Raw genomic sequence first — 16,524 nt, forward strand, 5'->3', positions numbered from 1 at the left:
TTTTTACTCCTCCGCGGGTTGTCGCCTGGCCGTGCTTTTCCTCCCGCGCTCTGGGGGCGCTGTTTTTTCCCCCCCTGCTGGGCGCGCGCAGGCCGTCGGGCGCACGCCCCGGCCGCTCTGCGTGCCATGGCCGGCCCTCATGACCAGGCGATCCGGTTCTCGGGTCCATGTCCATGCCGTCAGGAGCCGCTGCCCGGTCCAAGGCTCATTCCGGCCGACGGTACGGCCGTTCGCCCACGTCGATGTGCCGTCCGTCGTCGGACCCATCAGGGGACTGACCGACCTGCGTTCCCAGGACGGATTCCGCGAATATCCGCCATGCTCCGCCCCGGAGACGCTATGCGAATTCCTGGTGCCGAAGGCAGGAGCGGACACACTGAGGCCACAACGCGGTCGGTCCGCATGTCGGTACCGCGCAGGAGATCCCCGAGGTGTCGTGGCCGGCATGTGCGTCCCGACGACACCCGCCCGCCGCCCGCGCACGGGAACTCCACCGACCGTATGAGCAGTCCCCCCGGGGAACCTGTCGGTTGTGCCCGGCGAACGCAGCGCCCTGGACGCCTGGGCGGTCAGCACACAAACTGAGGGCTGGCGCCTCCGGACGGTGCGTACGACACCCATAGCCTTGGTCTCGCGACCCTGCTCGGCGCACCGTCCGCCGCGAGGAACGCGGACAGTGCGCCGGTTCGGCTCACCCGATCTCGCCGAACTGCCCGTACGGGACGACCGGCGGTCCGACCGGAGGCTGTCACCGTCACCGGGCACCTGGCCCTCATGGGGCGCCGACCAGAGCCGACCAGCTCACGCACGTCGCGGTCCTGACCACCCACTCGGCGACGCCCGAACCCGCGCCCTGCGCAGCCGTCAGTAGGCCACGGTGATCCGGCGACGGATCGCGTCGCCCTTCTCCAGCTCGTCGACCAGCGCCACCGCGAAGTCCTCGGCGCTGATGGTGCTGCTGCCGTCAGGGGCGTACAGCATCTGGTCACCGCCGAGCCGGAACAGAGCCGTGCGCTCGCCGGGGCCTATCTCGTCCGCCGGGGAGACGAAGGTCCAGTCGAGGTCGGTCACTTCACCACGGAACAGGCGCAGGACCTCGCGGAGGGCACTCGACTCGGGCTTGTAGATGTCGGGGAAGTCCGGGGTGTCCACCCTGTCCAAACCCGAGGGGGTCTGGAGACTGCCCGCCCCTCCGACGATCAGGAAGCGTCCTACGTCCGCCGTACGAAGCCCCTCGATCAGAGAGCGGTACGTCGCCAGCAGCGACGCCGTCGGGTCCGAACCGTCACGGGGCGGGGAGATCGCCGAGACCACCGCGTCGTGACCGGCGGCACCCTTGGCCACCTGGGCGGGGTCAGAGGCGTCGAGGGGCACCGTGGTCAGCGCGGGGTTCTCCGGCAGGGCGTCGGGACGACCCGAGCGGGTTGCCGCGGTCACCTCGTGCCCGCGGGCCAGCGCTTCCGCGGCGATGCGCGAGCCGACCATGCCGGTGGCGCCGATCAGGAGGATCTTCACGGGGTGTCTCCGTTCGTCTCTTTTACATGGGATGAGTCCTGGGGCGCCGCTTGGGCCGTGCAGGGCCCCGGCGCTGTCTGCTGCCGGCCCTGGGCCGTGCTCGCCAGCACCTTGCTGACCAGCTCGCGCAGGATGAGCCGCTCGACCCTGGTGAGCGGCTCCAGCAGATCCGCGGTGACCTGCGGAACATGGGCCTCAAGTGCGCGATTCAGCAGATCCCGGCCGTGGGCGGTCGGCTCCAGCAGGATCGCCCGCCGGTCGTCAGGATGCGGATGCCGGGTCACCAGCCCCGCCGCCTCCATCTTGGCGATCAGGCGGGTCAACCCGCCGGAGTCGACGGACAGTTCCTGCGCCAGGCGTGCGTTCGTGGTGCGGTTCTCCGGATGGCGGGCGAGCCGCAGCAGCACCTCGAACTCCGCACCGGAGAGCCCGGCGGCGGCGCGCATCACGCGGGCCGCCCGGTCGCCGACGGTGTTCACCAGCCGCAGGATGTCGCCGAAAAGCACGACACCCTCGTCGTTCACCAGCGAACCGCGATCCGCAGCACCATCACTCATAAGACTGACCATACAGCAGACCTTCGATTTTCTATCACACTACAAACCTTGCCTAGACGGACAAAACCCTCATCTTCTAGGCAATTGAATCGATGACTTGTCAGCGGTTCGGCTCATACGTGTGCTCCTTGACCTGTCGCAGGACGAGCACGGTCTCGATGGACTGGACGCCCTTGAGCGCCCCGATCCGGTCGCTGAGATAGGCGTACAGCTCGGCGGTGTCACGGTGCAGGGTCGCCGCCACGACATTGGCCTGACCGGTGGTGGCCGCGGCGAAGCGCACCTCCCGATGTGCCGCGAGCGCGCTGCCGACGGCGGCGAGCGCGGCGGGCGCCACCGTGAGCCAGAGCATCGCCTCCACCGTTCGGCCGAGCGGTTCGTGATCGAACTGGACGTCCATGTAGAGGACGCCGGTGGAGCGAAGGCGGTCGAGGCGTCGCCTCACCACTCCCTCCGACAGGCCCGTGGCCGCCTGGAGCTCGGTGAGCGGAGCGCGTCCGTCGCGTCGGAGTACGGCCAGGAGCGTCTCGTCGGCCTGGTCCAGCGTGACGGATGTTCCGACACTGTCCACGGAGGACGGCCGCAACGCCGCCGCCTCTTCGGGCCCGAGAGCGTCGATCTTGCTCGGCAGGCTGAGCGGACCGCCGTAGAAGTGACGCAGCACGCAGTGGGCGCTGACCGAGATGACGCTCGGTGAGCGCGGGAGTCGTCCGAAGAGCAGTTCGTCGCGCTCCTGCCGACTGCGCGGCTTCATTCCGCACATCACCTCCGTACCGCCGGAGACCAGGCCGAGGTAGGCGGTGTCCGGACGCCGGGCGAGCGCGTCCGCCAACTGCGGTGCGATGTCGGGGGTGCAGCGCAGCCGGACGATCCAGGTGTCACGGCCGAGCCTGCTGCCGTCCGTGATACCGAGCACCCGCAGGCGCACGGTGTCGCGCAGCCGCCGGAAGCGGCGCGCGACGGTGTGGTCGGACACGCCCAGCGCCTCCGCGATGCGGTTGAAGGGCGCCCTGCCGTCCAGTTGCAGTGCATGCAGCAATTTCAGGTCGAGCGAGTCGAGCACGCCGTACTCCAAGTGGTCTCTGTTCGGCCCGGTGTCGATGCGCGCGCCGGCCCGGACGAAGGGGGCCGATCCCGTGCGCATGACACCGAACGCCGCGATACCGACCGGCGACATGACACAGGCTCTCAGGGTCGCAGCGGGATGTGGTCTGCGAGCGGCCGGGGCGACTCCTCCTGAAGCGCCTGAGCAGGCCGTCCCGTCCGTGCCCTACCGGACCGGATCGGGCAGCTTTCCGGACTCCGCTCCCCCGGCGACCTGGGACGGAGCGTTCGATCCGCCGGGAGATGTCGTGGCCGACCGCGGACGCAGCAGGACGACACCGACCAGGGCGGCGAAGAGCACCAAGCCGGCGGACACGCCGATGCACAGCCGCAGGCCGTCGAGGAACGCGTCGGACAGTGCGCCGAGGGCCCGCCCAGCGTTCGCGCCCAGGTCCATGCGGGCGACGGCACCCAGGCCGCCGACGTCCACGGCGGCGGTGACCTGGTGCACTGTCGCGCTGGGGAGTCCGGCGTCGGTGAGGTGGCCGGGCAGAGAACTGGTCGCCCTGGTGGTCAGCAGGGTGCCCAGCACCGCCGGTCCGAGTGCGCCGCCGACCTGCCGGAAGGCGTTGTTGCCCGCCGACGCCATGCCCGCCTGGTGGTGCGGCACGGCGGCGACCGCGGTGGCCGTCATGGGCGTGATGACGGTGCCGAGGCCGACCCCCAGCAGGAACAGCCGCCAGGCGAGGGAGGCGAAGGAGACGTCGGCGTCGATGCCGATCAGGGACAGCAGCGAGGCCGAGACGAGGAGCAGGCCGGCGGTGATCAGGGTCCGCGGCGAGAACCTGTGCATCAGCTTCCCGGCCGGCATGCCCGCCAGGATCGCCCCGAAGGTGATCATGAAGAGCCGGTAGCCCGCTTCCAGGGTGTCGAGTTGCTGCACCATGCCGAAGAACAGGCTCAGGACGAAGAAGAATCCGATCATCCCCAGAAAGGTGATCATGGCGACCAGGGTGGTCGCGGTGAACGCCGGACTACGGAACAGCGTGAGGTCCAGCATCGGGCTGCTGCTGCGTCGCTCCACGAGGACGAAGGCGGCACCGGCGATCACCGCCAACGACAGCGCCACCAGGACCTTGACGTCGGTGAACGAGTCGGCGCCGCCCTCGATGACGCCGTAGACGAGCGCGGTGATGGCCACCATGCCGGTGAGCTGACCCGGCCAGTCCAGGCGTCGCGAGCCCGGGGCACGGGAGTCGGGCACCAGACGCGCGGCGATCACGAGGGCGATCAGCGAGGCAGGGACGGGCAACAGGTAGATCCAGCGCCAGGCGAAGTGTTCGAGGATCACGCCGGACAGGAGCGGGCCCAGGTTGAGGGCCGCCATCAGGGCGGTCGCCCACAGACCGATGAACTTGCCGCGCTCGCGGTGGTCGGGGACGGCATGGCTGATCAACGCCAGCGTGGTCGGCAGGAGTGCCGCCGCCCCGAGTCCGGCGACCGCCTGTCCCACCCACAGGACCTCGACGGACTGCGCGCTCAGGGCGATGGCCGCCCCTCCTCCGGCCATCGCCAGACCCGTGAGATAGACCTTCTTGCGGCCGTGCACGTCGCCGAACACCCCGGCGGTCAGAATCAGTGCGGCCATGGACAGGACGAACGCGTCCGTCACCCAGGCCAGTTGGGACGTGGACGCGTGCAGCGCCCGCTGGATGGCCGGCAGGCTCACCGAGACGGTGGTCACCGGCAGGTAGGCGATGAACACACCGAGACAGGCCATGACGAGCGTGACCGTCCGCCCCTCCCGAGGTGCCCCAGCCGTTGTCGTGCCGTTCACGAGAATTCCCCTCCATGACGTCGTGCGCCAAATCGACAGCAACCGGAGAAAGCCTCCGTCTCCCCCGCGTCAGCAGGCCAGCCACAGCGGGCAGAACGCGGAAAATCGATGTCCGGCCCGGGGGCGACGCAGATTTCCGACAGCGGGCCAGACCACTACCGGTCGCGCGGGTCTGCCGTCGTGTGGCCCACGTCGCCATATGGTGCACTCATCGCACCAAATGCAGGTTCAGAATATTTTGCAGAGTGTGCAAGAATCTCTCTCATGGCTCGCCCCACCGAAAGCCTGCGTGCGCGCAGGCGCCGTGAGACACGTCGGGAGATTCACGCCGCCACTCTGCGACTGGCCAAGGAACACGGCTTCGACAAGATCACCACCGAGATGATCAGCGAAGAGGCCGGCGTCTCCCCGCGTACCTTCTTCAACTACTTCCCCAGCAAGGAAGCGGCGGTCATCCAGGAGCCGCCCCAACCGTCGCAGGAGTACATCGACGCCTTCACGGGCGCCGGTCCGGCGGAACCCCGCGAGGTGCTGACGGACCTGACCCGGTTCCTCCTGAAGGGCATGGTCGAACACCCGCCGCGGCGCGACGAGTTCCAGGCCACGTTCGAGGCGGCCGCCGAGCATCCACCCGTCCTCGCGGCGCTGCTCGCCCGCTTCCAGGCGTTCGAGCGGACCCTGGCGGCGATGGTGGCGGCCCGCATCCGGCAGGACCCGCAGGACGAGTTGCCCCGCCTGATGGCCGCCTTGGCCATGACCGCCGTCAAGACCGGCATGGAGAGCTGGGCATCGACCGATCCCACGGACGAACACGACAGCCCGATCCCGTACATCGAGCGCGTCCTCGCCGTACTCCGTGGCCTTCTCGCCCCCTGACCATTCCCCGGGACCCGGCAACGCGTCCCGCCGCACATCTTGGGAGTGACCCGTGACCGACACCATCCCGGCCGAGGAGGCTGAGGAGAGCGACTCCTCCGGCCTGCCTCCGCACTTCGCCCTGATATTCGCCGGCCTGATGGCAGCGATGCTGCTGTCCTCTCTCGACCAGACGATCGTCGCGACCGCGCTGCCCACGATCGTCGGCGAGTTGCACGGCGTCAGCCACATGGCGTGGGTGACCACCGCGTACATCCTCGCCGCCACGATCGGCATGCCCGTGTACGGCCGGTTCGGCGACCTGATCGGCCGCAAGGCCCTCTTCCTCAGCGGCATCGGCATCTTCATCGCGGGCTCCGTGATCGCCGGTGCCGCGCCCAACATGACCACTCTGATCATCGGCCGCGCGGTCCAGGGCCTGGGCGGAGGCGGTCTGATGATCACCTCGCAGGCGATCATCGCCGACCTCGTGCCGCCCCGGCAGCGCGCGAAGTACATGGCTCCCATCGGAGCCGTCTTCGGCCTGTCCGCGGTGGTCGGGCCGCTGCTCGGCGGCTTCTTCACCGACCATGCGAACTGGCGCTGGTGCTTCTGGATCAACCTCCCGATCGGCGTCATCGCCCTCGGCGTGTGCGCCTACGCGCTGCGCCTGCCGCGCCGATCCGGCAAGGTCACCATCGACTACGTGGGCATCGCCCTGATGGCCGCGTCCGTCACCGGCACCGTGCTGGTGGCGGACTGGGGAGGCACGGACTACGGCTGGACGGACCCGGTGATCCTCGGTCTGGGTGCGGGCACCGTCGTCGTGTGGACGCTTTTCTTCCTCTCGCAGCGCCGCTCGGCGGAGCCGGTCATCCCGCTGCGACTGTTCCGCAGCCCGATCTTCAACATCGCCACGCTGATCAGCATGATCATGGTGGGCATCGGCATGTTCGCGGTGATCGGCTACCTGCCGACCTACCTGCAGATGGTGTACGGCGTGAGCGCGACGGAGTCCGGCCTGCTGCTGCTGCCCATGGTCGTGGGCATCATGGCGACGGCCGTCCCGTCCGGCCAGCTGATCAGCAAGACGGGGCGCTACAAGGTCTACCCGATCATCGGCGCCGTCCTGATCGGTGTCACCGCCCTGTTGATGTCCCTCACCCTCGACATCGACACCCCGATCGCCCTGATCCTCGGATACGTGTTCCTGCTCGGGGCCGGCTGCGGGCTGCTCATGCAGAACCTCGTCCTGGCCGTGCAGAACGCCTTCCCGGCCAGCGAGGTCGGAACCGCCACCTCCGCGAACAACTTCTTCCGGGAGATCGGAGCCACGCTGGGCACGGCGGCCGTCGGCGCCATCTTCACGCACCGGCTCACCGACCAGCTGACGGACCGCCTGCCCGGCGGTGCCCTCAAGGCCACGGGCGACACCAACTCCCTCACCCCGGCCCTGGTGCACTCGCTGCCGGACAGGATCCAGGACGCCGTGGTCAGCTCCTATCAGCACGCGCTGACCCCGGTCTTCGGATACCTGGTGCCGCTGTTCGCCGTGGGTGTGGTGCTGGCCTTCCTGCTGCCGGAGAAGCCTCTCTCCAACACCAACTCCGAGACGGAGACCGAGACAGGTGTCGGGGTGGCCGTCGCTTCATAGGCCGACACACACCCGGCATCCGGCCGCCCCCTCCCGTCCGTCATTCACCCGGCACGCGAGGGGGCGGTCCCTTGTCCGGCCTCAGTCCGCGCCGGACGCCGAACCGTAGAACCTGGCGGCGATATCGCTGAAGGAACGGATCAGCGGGTCGCCGTTCGCGGTGCTCCACGCGACAACAAGACGGCTGCGGGGCATGTCGGTCACGGGAACGCAGACGAGCCCAGCCGGCAGTGCGTGCCCGATCGGCATCAGCCCGATCGTGCCGTTCCACAGGACGGCCTGGACGCACTCGTGGACCGTGCGCACCACCGGGCCCTCCCGCAGCTCTCCGCTGGCGGCGCTCCAGTACGCGCGCCAGACGGGGTCGCTGTCGTCGGGAAGCCGGAACCACCTGCGGCCGGCGAGGTCGGCGACGCCCAGGCTGTCCCGCCCGGCCAGCGGGTCGTCGGTGCGCAGTACCGCTCCGACAGGGTCGGAGCGCAGTACATGGACGCTGATTCCCGTGTCGTCGAACGGCAATCGGGTGAGGGCCACGTCGACCAGCCCGCCGCGCAGCCCCGTGGTGGGATCGGTGAGGTCCGCCTCGCGGACCCGCACGCCGACATCGGGGTGCAGCTTTCTGAACGCCTCGACGAGGCCGGCCCCGGCCTCGTCCGCGCTGTCGGCGAGGGTGCCGATGGTCAGGGTGGCGGTACCGGAAGCCGCGGCGACCCGGGCACGTGCGTGCTCGGCCTGCTCCAGCAGCGTCCGCGCCTCGTCGTACAGGGCACTGCCCGCAGCGGTGAGGGACACGCCCGTGGCCGACCGCTGCAGCAGGACGGCACCGAGGTCGGACTCCAGCTGCTTGATCGCCCGGCTCAGCGGTGCCTGGGTCATGTGCAGGCGCAGCGCGGCGTGCCCGAAGTGGCGTTCCTCGGCGACGGCGACGAAATAGCGCAGCGAGCGTAGGTCCATCACCAGCAACGATACCGGCACGGCATGGGATTTGCGCAATCGGTGTTGGACACCCCGATCAGGGCGCGGTGAGGTGGACTGCAGACCCTCCGCCGGGCCACGGCCCGGCGGCGTCTTTCCCCACAGCCAAGGACATCGAAGGAACCTTTTCATGACCGAACACCCGGCACCCGAGTCCGCTCTGCACGCCATACGGCCGCGGGAACTCGCACGGGACCTGATGGTGATCCCTCAGCTGCCGGGCGAGTTGGCCGCCAACATCGGCGTCATCGGGGGGACTCACTCCGTGCTGGTGGTCGAGACCGGCATGGGCCCGCGCAACGGCGAGGCCCTGCTCCGGTTCGCGAGGGAGTACGCCCGCGGACGCAGGCTCTTCCTGACGACCACTCACTTCCATCCCGAACACGCCTTCGGCGCCCAGGTTTTCGCCGGGGAGGCGGAGTACCTGATGAACCGGGCACAGGCCAAGGACCTGTCCACGAAGGGGGCCGGGTACCTCGACATGTTCCGCGGGTTCGGCGGGCCCATCGCCGAGCAGCTGGAGGGCGTCGAGCTGGTCGCGCCGGACCTCGTCTACGACCACACCCATGTCCTCGACCTCGGCGGCCGGGTGGTGCAGCTGCGGGCCACCGGCCGGGCCCACACCCTGGGCGACCAGGTGATCACGGTCCCGGACGCGGGGGTGATGTTCACCGGCGACCTGGTGGAGGCCGGCCAGTTCTCGATCTTCCCCTGGTTCCCGCCGTACGACACCGATGTGTCGGGCACCCGCTGGATCACGGTGATGGAGGGGCTACTCGCCGAACAGCCCGAGGTGGTCGTACCCGGGCACGGCGGCGTCGGCGGCCCCCAACTGCTCGCCGACGTCCGGGACTACCTCCGGCTGCTGCGCGACGAGACCTGGCGGCGGCGGGACTCCGCGGTGAGCGAGGAGACGATCGTCGAGGAGGTCACCGCGCTGATGCTCCAGCGTCATCCGGAGTGGATCGGCCAGGAATGGATCGAGAAGGGCGTCGGCTGCCTGTGCGCCGAGCACGCCCACTGATACCAGCACAACTCCCAACCCACGACACTCAGGAGGGCACCCCCGTGCCGAGAACCCCCATCACCCGCCGCCGAGCCGTCACCACCGCGCTCGCGGCAGCCGCCTTCGTGGGCGTCGGCGCCCTGCCCGCCGCCGCGCGGCCCGGCGCACTCCCCCGTCCCCGTGCCGGAGAAGGGGAATGCGCCGAGCTGGAGTACCAGAAGCGCGTCTCGGTACGTCTACAGAAAGCGCTGTGGCAGGACGGCGACACCTCGCTGGTGGACGAGTTCGTCAGCCCCACCTACATCCAGCACAACCCGCTGGCCGCCGACGGCCCCGAGGTGCTCAAGGCCATCGCCACCGCCGTGCACCAGCAGTTCCCCGACGAGAAGTTCAACATCGTCCGCGTACTGGCCGAGGGCGATCTCGTGGTCCTTCACACCCACCAGGTCTTCGTGCCGGGCACCCCCGGCCGAAACGTCATCGACATCGTGCGCTTCGAACACGGGAAGATCGCCGAACACTGGGACGTCATCCAGGACGTGCCCTCGACCTCGTCGGTCAACGGCCACGACATGTTCGCCACCCTCAGCAGCCCGCGCACCGACGAGCCGGGACCGGAGCGGCTGACGGCCCGCAGCAAGCGAGTCGTCCTGGAGTACGTCAACCGGCTGGCACGCCAGGACCTGTCCGTCCTTGACGACCTCCTGGCACCCGCCGTCATCCAGCACAACCCGAACTTGCCCAACGGCGCGCAGGCCACCAAGGCCGTCTACGCCGACCACTTCCAGCAGTTCCCGAACCTGACGTTCGATCTGAAGCGCGTCGTCGCCGAGGGCGACCTCGTGGCGGTGCACGCGCACCTCATCGACACGCCCGGGGCACTCGGCCAGGCCGTCGCGGAGATATTCCGGGTACGGGACGGGAAGATCATCGAGCACTGGGACGACTTCCAGGACGTGCCGGCCACTTCTCAGAACAACAACACGATGTTCTGACTACAAACGTGTTCTGGTTTTGTGGGCAGGACCCGCAGTGCGGTGCCTGCCCACCGAGCCCTTGCCAACGTCAACTTCCCGACCAACAGATCATTCACGGGAGCAGCTATGGGCAACGCCGACGCGGTCATCGCCGTACTGCGCAACGGGCACAATTCACTGGCCGAGTCTGTGTCAGGGTTCAGCGACGACGACCTCGCCCGCCCGTCGGGCGCGGCCGATTGGGACGTCTCCCAGGTGCTCAGCCATCTGGGCAGTGGCGCAGAGATCTTCGAGGCTCGCCTCCGGGCCGCCGTCGACGATTCCGACTACCCCGCCGCCGATCTCAACCAGGGCATCTGGGACAGGTGGAACGCCATGACCCGGCGGGAACGCGTGGACGGTTTCCTCCGGGCGAACGAGACCCTCGTCGCGCTCTACGAGTCCCTGGACGCCACCACGTGCGACAAGCTCAGCATCGACATGGGCTTCCTGCCCGAACCGGTCGACGTGGCCACCTCGGCGCGGCTGCGCCTCAGCGAGTTCGCCCTGCACGCGTGGGACGTGGCGGTCGCCTTCGATCAGCACGCCGCGCTCCCCCCGGACGCCGCCGCGGCCCTGCTGCACGCGAAGCCGGACATGCTCGCCTGGGTGGGCAGGGCCGACGCGCTGGAAGGCCGCACCGCCGTAATCCACGTCACCACCTCCGACCCCGGCTCCGTGTTCGTGCTTCGGTTGCAGGCGCCCATCAGCGTGGAGTTCGATCTGCCCGAGCAGTCCGAGGGCACGCTCCGGCTCCCCGCCGAGGCCTGGCTGCGACTGGTCGCGGGCAGGCTCACCGACCGGTACACCCCGGACAGCGTGATCGCGAAGGGCGACGCTGACCTCGAACTGCTCCGCCGGGTCTTCCCCGGTTACTAGGGCTGTCTCGTCGATCAACGCAGCCACGGAGTCGAGCTGGAGTGCCGGGGGACTGCATTCCGGGTCATTTCCGATACGAAACCGTAGCGTAGCGAAAGTGGGAGTAGGCGTGGCAGGCGCACCGAGTGGCGCGCGAAGTGGCGGCACGGCTCGTCCGTCCGTTCTGGGGCGCCCCCGTGACACCAGTCGTGACCTCGCCATTCTTGACGCGACGCTGGCGCTGCTGACCGAGGTGGGCTATGAGCAGCTGTCCATTGAGGCGGTTGCGAGTCGTTCCGGAGTGGCGAAGACGACGATCTACCGGCGCTACCGCGACAAGGCCGCGCTGGTCGCGGCCGCGGTCGAGCACCGCTCGCATCACACGCCTCCCGAGCCTGCCGCAGATGATCTCCGAGGAGACCTTCTCGGGCTCGTCACCTGGCTGGGCCGGCAGATCGCCGAGCAGGAGATCGGCCTGCTCGGGGCGTTGTTCGCCGGTATGCGCAGCGACGCGCGGCTCGCGGAGGAGATGCGGCGCACTCTGCGTCGGGACGCGGCGGCGATGACCGACGAGCCGCTGCGCAAGGCCATCCGACACGGAGAACAGCTGACGCCCCGGGCTGCCGAGCTCTTCGCCGAGGTCGCCCCGGCCTTGATCGTCCACCGCATGGTGATCGCCGGTGAGCCGTGCGATGAACCGTTCATCGAGCACCTCGTCGACGACATCCTCCTGCCGCTCCTGCGCAGCCGCTGACACCAGCCGCATGCGCCCGGCGCGCCGCGGAAACGAAAGGAAGACTCCATGGTTGTCGTCACCGGGGCGACCGGGGCCCTGAACGGCGCACCGTCGAACAGGTCCTCAAGCGCGTGCCTACCGAACAGATCGGCATCAGCGTTCGTGATGTCGCCAAGGCTTAGCATCTCGCCGACCGCGGCGTGCGGGTACGCCAGGGTTTCTGCGAGGACCCGGCCACGCTGCAGCACTCCCTTGATGGCGCCGAGCAGGTCCTGCTGGTCTCCTCCAACGATCCGCACGCCGATGCCGTCGTCCTGCAGTGCGTGGGCATCGAGGCCGCCGTCGCAGCGGGAGCCCGGCGCATCCTCTGCACCGGCCACAAGGCGTCGGCGCCGACAGCCCTTTCCACCCGGCGCGCGACCATGCCGCCACCGAGCAGCTCCTGGCCGGCTCGGGCGTCGCGTGGACCGCGCTGTCTCCTGGACCGACCGGGCTGACGCCGCTGAAGCGGCAGCGGTCATCCTGGCCGACGGCCGAACCCTCGACGGCCCGGTTACGTTAACTGCCCGCCAGACCGTGCCGTTTGACGACGTCGCAGCCACTGGCCGTGAGGTCAAGCGCGTCACGCTGGACGATGAGGCGTCGCGGACAAGATCGCCGCCGGTATCCCGGAGGCGATGGCCCGGATGACGCTCACCACCTTCCAGGCCGCCCGGGAAGGCTGCTTCGCGGGAGTCGATCCGTCGCGCGCCGAGCTGCCGGGTCGGGTACCCCTCAGCGTCGCCGACCAGCTCGCGGACGTGAACGCCGCCTGAAAGAAGGGAGCAGTGGCGTGCTCAGCAGAGGGGATCTCACCGATGACGAGTGGGCAGTGCCGGAGCCTCTGCTGCCCAGGAGCAACACCCTCTGCGGCCGTGGCGGGACCACCGGCAGGTGATCAACAGAATCATTCACCGGCTGGGAACCGGCGGTCAGTGGCGTCAGCTGCCCGTTTGCTTCGGCCCGTGGCATACCATTCGCAAACGCCACATGCTGTGGTCAGCCGACGGCACCTGGGAGCGGATACTTCAGCACGTCCAGGCCGTTGCCGACGCAGCAGGTGACATCGACTGGAACATCAGGACGGCAGATGCCGCCCGCTCTCCCTGGCGCTCACGCCTGGACAACGTGCGGGCTGCACCACAGTTCAAGCCCGTCACGGACAAGATCCGCGTCCCCCGGCTCGGCACGGGTCGGCCACGGCGACTGCCGGACAGCGTCGGCGCCGATAAGGCATACAGCAACAGCCTGATCCGTTCTTCCCTGCGACGACGCGGTATCCGGCACGTGCTCCGGAGGTGAGCGACTCCAAAACCGCCCGCTGGCGCAGAGGTTCGGACGGCGGCCGGCCTCCCGGCTTCGACAAGACCCGGTACAAGGCCAGGAACACAGTCGAGCGAGCGATCAGCAAGATCAAGCAGTTCCGAGCCGTCGCCACCCACTATGACAAGCGCCGATACGTCTACCTCGGCACCGTCACGGCCGCCGCGCTCCTCATCTGGCTCCGCTCACGACCAACGAGACAGACCCCAGCTAGAGACCGCACCAAGGGGGAACACCGATCATGACCACACGCACGACCCACACCCTCGACGTCCCGGGGGCCACGCTGTGCTACGAGACACGCAGCAACGTCTCCAGTGACAAGCCGACTCTCTTCCTCATCGGAACACCACAGGGCGCCGCCGAGTTCTCGCCCCTCGCCGGGCGGTTCGCCGACCGTACGGTGGTGACCTACGACCCGCGCGGGACCAGGCGCAGCGTGCGTACCGACGGCGTCGCCGAGTCGACGCCCACCGAGCACGCCGACGACCTGGACCGGCTGATCTCCGCGCTGGGGGACGGCCCCGTGGATGTCTTCGGCACCGGGGGCGGGGCGGTCAACGGGCTGGCTCTGGTGAGCCGACGCCCGGCGGGTGTCCGGACTCTCGTCGCGCACGAGCCCCCGGCCGCCCGGCTGCTGCCGGACCATGCCGCGGTGCTGGCCGCCTGCACGAACATAAACCGGACCTATCGACAGGCGGGGCGAAACGCCGCCATGGCGCAGTTCCTGGAGCTGACCGGCCAGAACGGCCCGCTTCCGGCCGACTATCCCGACCGGCCCGCGCCGGACCCGTCCGAGTACGGGCTGAAGCCGGACGACGACGGTTCCCGCGACCATGCGCTCTTCGCCCAGAACCTCGTCTCCATCGCGTCCTACGTGTACGACTTCGAGGCACTGCGCACAACATCGACCCGCATCGTGCCTGCGGTGGGCGCCGGTTCCGGTGGCCACTTCGCCAGCCGAGCCACTGTGGCCCTGGCCGACCGCCTCGGCACCGTACCGATCACACTGCCCAGCGATCATCGCGGGTTTCTGGACGTCGACGACACGTCGCGTACGCTGGCCGACTTCGCGACGAAGCTGCGCGACGTCCTCGACGACCGGACATCCCCTGGGGACCCCGCCGAACGACCCCACGCAGGGGCCCGAGCCGACTCTTCGACTCCATCCTCGCATCCGGAGTAATCATGCCAACCACACTCATCACGGGATCCGGCAAGGGTCTCGGCTTCGAGACGGCCCGCCGTCTGACGGAGGCCGGGCACCGCGTCTTCGTCACGGACCGTGACACCCGCCTCGGCGCGGAGGTCGCCGCGCGGATCGGCGCCCGCTTCCTCCCACTCGACGTCACCGACGAGGACTCCGTCAAGGCCGCCGTCGAACACGTCCGTCAGGACGCAGGCCACCTCGACGTCTTGGTCAACAACGCCGGCATCGTCGGAAGCCGCAAGCCGGTCGGCGAGACCACCGCCGACGACCTGCAGGCCACGTACGACACGAACGTCTTCGGGGTGGTGCGGGTCACCCACGCCTTCCTGCCGCTCCTGCAGATGAGCAGCAACGCCGTGGTCGTCAACGTCGGCAGTGGTCTCGGGTCACCGGCGGCGCACGACGACCCCGCACGGCCCGAGTTCCAGGTGCTGCTGCTGGACTACAACTCCTCCAAGACCGCGCTGGTCATGATCACTTCGCAGTACGCCAAGGCGTTTCCGGACATCCGGTTCAACACCGTCGACCCCGGTTACACAGCGACGGACTTCAACGGCAACACGGGTGTCAAAACCGTCCAGCAGGGTGCCGAGATCATCGTCCGTATGGCCGCCATCGGTGCCGACGGCCCGACCGGTGGCTTCTACGACGAGGACGGGCCTGTCGTCTGGTGACTCTCCGCCCGGCTCGACGCCGGACCCAGTCGGCCCGGAACACGATTGCGCCTGACGATCGGCGACGCGGGAGCGGAATCGCCCTGGGAGCATGGGCTGCTGCCGAGGTCCTCTCCGCGGTGAGACCGCAGTTCGTGCAAGTCGTCAGGTCTACCGAAGGGTATCGGCGTCCAGGGCAGCGCTCGGTTGCGCACGCGAGTGGAACGCCCGCTCCCTGCGGCCCACTCCCCGTCGAAGCCGCTTCACAGCACGGCGAACGCCGCAGCCACGCCAGGGCTGCCCCGATGATCACGTGGTCCCTCGGGGCCCCACCACCGGCGACGGGTGCTGTGAACCGCCCTGGACAGCGGAATGGCACCGCTTATTGCGCGAGCCGGAAATGGGGTCGTAACATCCGCTAGAACGATGGTTCTAGCCTCAAGGCGGAGGTCAGGCCCCATGATCGACCAGTCCCCAGCGGGTGGCAGCATCCCTTCCGGGGCCGTGGCACCGTCCGTGCTGTGGAAAGCGTTTGACGTCCTCAGCGCGTTCAACCACAAGGAACGCGTTCTCACTCTCGCCCGGATCGCACGCCAGAGCGGCCTGCCCAAGTCGACGGTGCACCGGGTGCTCGCCATGCTCTCCGACATCGGGGCCGTCGAGCAGCACGAGGGCGGATACCGCATCGGGCTTCGCATGTTCACCCTCGGAGCGCTGCCACCGGAAGCCGCGCTCCGAGAAACGGCGCTCGTACATCTGGAAGAGCTCCACCGCTACACCGGCCAGACCCTGCACCTGGCGGTATTGCGTGGCGCCGACGTGGTGTACCTGGAGAAACTGCCCAGTCGCAAGAGCCTGCCCACACCGGCGACCGTGGGTGATCGGCTCCCTGCGCACTGCACCGCGGTGGGCAAAGTACTTCTGGCCTTCTCCGGCGACAGCAGCACGGCGACGGCGCTCGCCGGGCCGTTGCAGCGCAGGACCGCGAAGTCGCTGGCATCCACGGATCAGATCCGCAGCCAGCTGGAGACAATCAGGACACACGGTTACGCGGCCGACCGTGAGGAGGCCGCCGACGGTCTGGCATGCGTGGCCGTACCCGTACTGGTGGGCGATCGTGTCGTCGCGGCCGTCTCGGTGGCGTTCCCGGCCTCCGCCGGCAGCGGTCAGGTGCTGATCAATGCGCTGCGCCAGGCCGCTGTCGCGATTTCCAGATCAACGGCCATGGTGTCCACTGATCTACTGG

Annotated in this window: 16 protein-coding genes and 1 pseudogene; 12 read left to right on the forward strand and 5 right to left on the reverse strand. The window is 69.0% G+C overall.

Annotated features, from left to right (window positions below; genetic code table 11):
* Positions 1-864: 864 nt before the first annotated feature.
* From ACFWPS_RS51225 to ACFWPS_RS51240, 4 genes are all read right to left on the reverse strand, one after another.
* Positions 865-1,515 carry an NAD(P)-dependent oxidoreductase gene (locus tag ACFWPS_RS51225; RefSeq protein WP_383720632.1) on the reverse strand — a complete coding sequence of 217 codons (651 nt, stop codon included), beginning with the start codon at positions 1,513-1,515 and terminating at the stop codon, positions 865-867.
* On the reverse strand, positions 1,512-2,072 hold the full coding sequence (locus tag ACFWPS_RS51230; RefSeq protein WP_383720635.1) for a MarR family winged helix-turn-helix transcriptional regulator: 561 nt from the start codon (positions 2,070-2,072) through the stop codon (positions 1,512-1,514). The genes ACFWPS_RS51225 and ACFWPS_RS51230 overlap by 4 nt, the downstream gene beginning before the upstream one ends.
* A 100-nt stretch (positions 2,073-2,172) precedes the next feature.
* A complete protein-coding gene (locus ACFWPS_RS51235) occupies positions 2,173-3,249 on the reverse strand; it encodes an Lrp/AsnC family transcriptional regulator (RefSeq protein ID WP_383720637.1) in 1,077 nt (358 codons plus the stop codon).
* 93 nt (positions 3,250-3,342) lie between these two features.
* Complete coding sequence (locus tag ACFWPS_RS51240; protein WP_383720639.1) at positions 3,343-4,953, reverse strand: MFS transporter; 1,611 nt, start codon at positions 4,951-4,953, stop codon at positions 3,343-3,345.
* 264 nt (positions 4,954-5,217) lie between these two features.
* Between ACFWPS_RS51240 and ACFWPS_RS51245 the strand changes: the two genes are divergently transcribed.
* Positions 5,218-5,829, forward strand: coding sequence for a TetR/AcrR family transcriptional regulator (locus ACFWPS_RS51245; protein WP_383720642.1), 612 nt, complete (start codon positions 5,218-5,220; stop codon positions 5,827-5,829).
* 52 nt (positions 5,830-5,881) lie between these two features.
* A complete protein-coding gene (locus ACFWPS_RS51250) occupies positions 5,882-7,462 on the forward strand; it encodes an MDR family MFS transporter (protein ID WP_383720644.1) in 1,581 nt (526 codons plus the stop codon).
* Positions 7,463-7,543: 81 nt separating this feature from the next.
* Here ACFWPS_RS51250 and ACFWPS_RS51255 read toward each other — a convergent pair whose 3' ends face one another.
* Complete coding sequence (locus ACFWPS_RS51255) at positions 7,544-8,416, reverse strand: LysR family transcriptional regulator (protein ID WP_383720647.1); 873 nt, start codon at positions 8,414-8,416, stop codon at positions 7,544-7,546.
* Positions 8,417-8,567: 151 nt separating this feature from the next.
* Between ACFWPS_RS51255 and ACFWPS_RS51260 the strand changes: the two genes are divergently transcribed.
* The 10 genes and pseudogenes from ACFWPS_RS51260 to ACFWPS_RS51305 all read left to right on the forward strand — a co-directional run.
* On the forward strand, positions 8,568-9,461 hold the full coding sequence (locus ACFWPS_RS51260; RefSeq protein WP_383720650.1) for an MBL fold metallo-hydrolase: 894 nt from the start codon (positions 8,568-8,570) through the stop codon (positions 9,459-9,461).
* A gap of 44 nt (positions 9,462-9,505) precedes the next feature.
* On the forward strand, positions 9,506-10,438 hold the full coding sequence (locus ACFWPS_RS51265) for a nuclear transport factor 2 family protein (RefSeq protein WP_383720653.1): 933 nt from the start codon (positions 9,506-9,508) through the stop codon (positions 10,436-10,438).
* Positions 10,439-10,546: 108 nt separating this feature from the next.
* Positions 10,547-11,338 (forward strand): maleylpyruvate isomerase family mycothiol-dependent enzyme, encoded by a 792-nt coding sequence (locus tag ACFWPS_RS51270; protein ID WP_383720655.1) that lies wholly within the window; start codon positions 10,547-10,549, stop codon positions 11,336-11,338.
* Positions 11,339-11,447: 109 nt separating this feature from the next.
* Positions 11,448-12,071 carry a TetR/AcrR family transcriptional regulator gene (locus tag ACFWPS_RS51275; protein ID WP_383720658.1) on the forward strand — a complete coding sequence of 208 codons (624 nt, stop codon included), beginning with the start codon at positions 11,448-11,450 and terminating at the stop codon, positions 12,069-12,071.
* A gap of 182 nt (positions 12,072-12,253) precedes the next feature.
* A complete protein-coding gene (locus ACFWPS_RS51280; protein ID WP_383720661.1) occupies positions 12,254-12,550 on the forward strand; it encodes a hypothetical protein in 297 nt (98 codons plus the stop codon).
* Positions 12,551-12,730: 180 nt separating this feature from the next.
* Entirely contained in the window at positions 12,731-12,868 is a 138-nt protein-coding gene (locus ACFWPS_RS51285) for a hypothetical protein (RefSeq protein WP_383720664.1), read from the forward strand.
* 17 nt (positions 12,869-12,885) lie between these two features.
* Positions 12,886-13,660, forward strand: a pseudogene (locus ACFWPS_RS51290) (transposase).
* A complete protein-coding gene (locus tag ACFWPS_RS51295; protein ID WP_383720667.1) occupies positions 13,657-14,601 on the forward strand; it encodes an alpha/beta fold hydrolase in 945 nt (314 codons plus the stop codon). Before ACFWPS_RS51290 ends, ACFWPS_RS51295 begins: the two are co-directional and overlap by 4 nt.
* Before the next feature lie 2 nt (positions 14,602-14,603).
* Positions 14,604-15,299: an SDR family NAD(P)-dependent oxidoreductase gene (locus tag ACFWPS_RS51300; protein WP_383720670.1), complete on the forward strand. Its 696-nt coding sequence runs from the start codon at positions 14,604-14,606 to the stop codon at positions 15,297-15,299.
* Between the two features lie 438 nt (positions 15,300-15,737).
* The coding region (locus tag ACFWPS_RS51305; RefSeq protein WP_383720673.1) for an IclR family transcriptional regulator at positions 15,738-16,524 on the forward strand (787 nt) is incomplete at its 3' end.

Source organism: Streptomyces sp. NPDC058457, from assembly GCF_042720695.1.
Lineage (GTDB): Bacteria > Actinomycetota > Actinomycetes > Streptomycetales > Streptomycetaceae > Streptomyces.

Excerpts from the sequence above, each read along its gene's own strand:
- ACFWPS_RS51260 (WP_383720650.1), top strand. The coding sequence starts at position 8,568 with ATGACCGAACACCCGGCACCCGAGTCCGCTCTGCACGCCATACGGCCG.
- ACFWPS_RS51295 (WP_383720667.1), top strand. The coding sequence starts at position 13,657 with ATGACCACACGCACGACCCACACCCTCGACGTCCCGGGGGCCACGCTG.
- ACFWPS_RS51285 (WP_383720664.1), top strand. The coding sequence starts at position 12,731 with ATGGCCCGGATGACGCTCACCACCTTCCAGGCCGCCCGGGAAGGCTGC.
- ACFWPS_RS51300 (WP_383720670.1), top strand. The coding sequence starts at position 14,604 with ATGCCAACCACACTCATCACGGGATCCGGCAAGGGTCTCGGCTTCGAG.
- ACFWPS_RS51255 (WP_383720647.1), bottom strand. The coding sequence starts at position 8,416 with ATGGACCTACGCTCGCTGCGCTATTTCGTCGCCGTCGCCGAGGAACGC.
- ACFWPS_RS51270 (WP_383720655.1), top strand. The coding sequence starts at position 10,547 with ATGGGCAACGCCGACGCGGTCATCGCCGTACTGCGCAACGGGCACAAT.
- ACFWPS_RS51230 (WP_383720635.1), bottom strand. The coding sequence starts at position 2,072 with ATGAGTGATGGTGCTGCGGATCGCGGTTCGCTGGTGAACGACGAGGGT.
- ACFWPS_RS51245 (WP_383720642.1), top strand. The coding sequence starts at position 5,218 with ATGGCTCGCCCCACCGAAAGCCTGCGTGCGCGCAGGCGCCGTGAGACA.
- ACFWPS_RS51235 (WP_383720637.1), bottom strand. The coding sequence starts at position 3,249 with ATGTCGCCGGTCGGTATCGCGGCGTTCGGTGTCATGCGCACGGGATCG.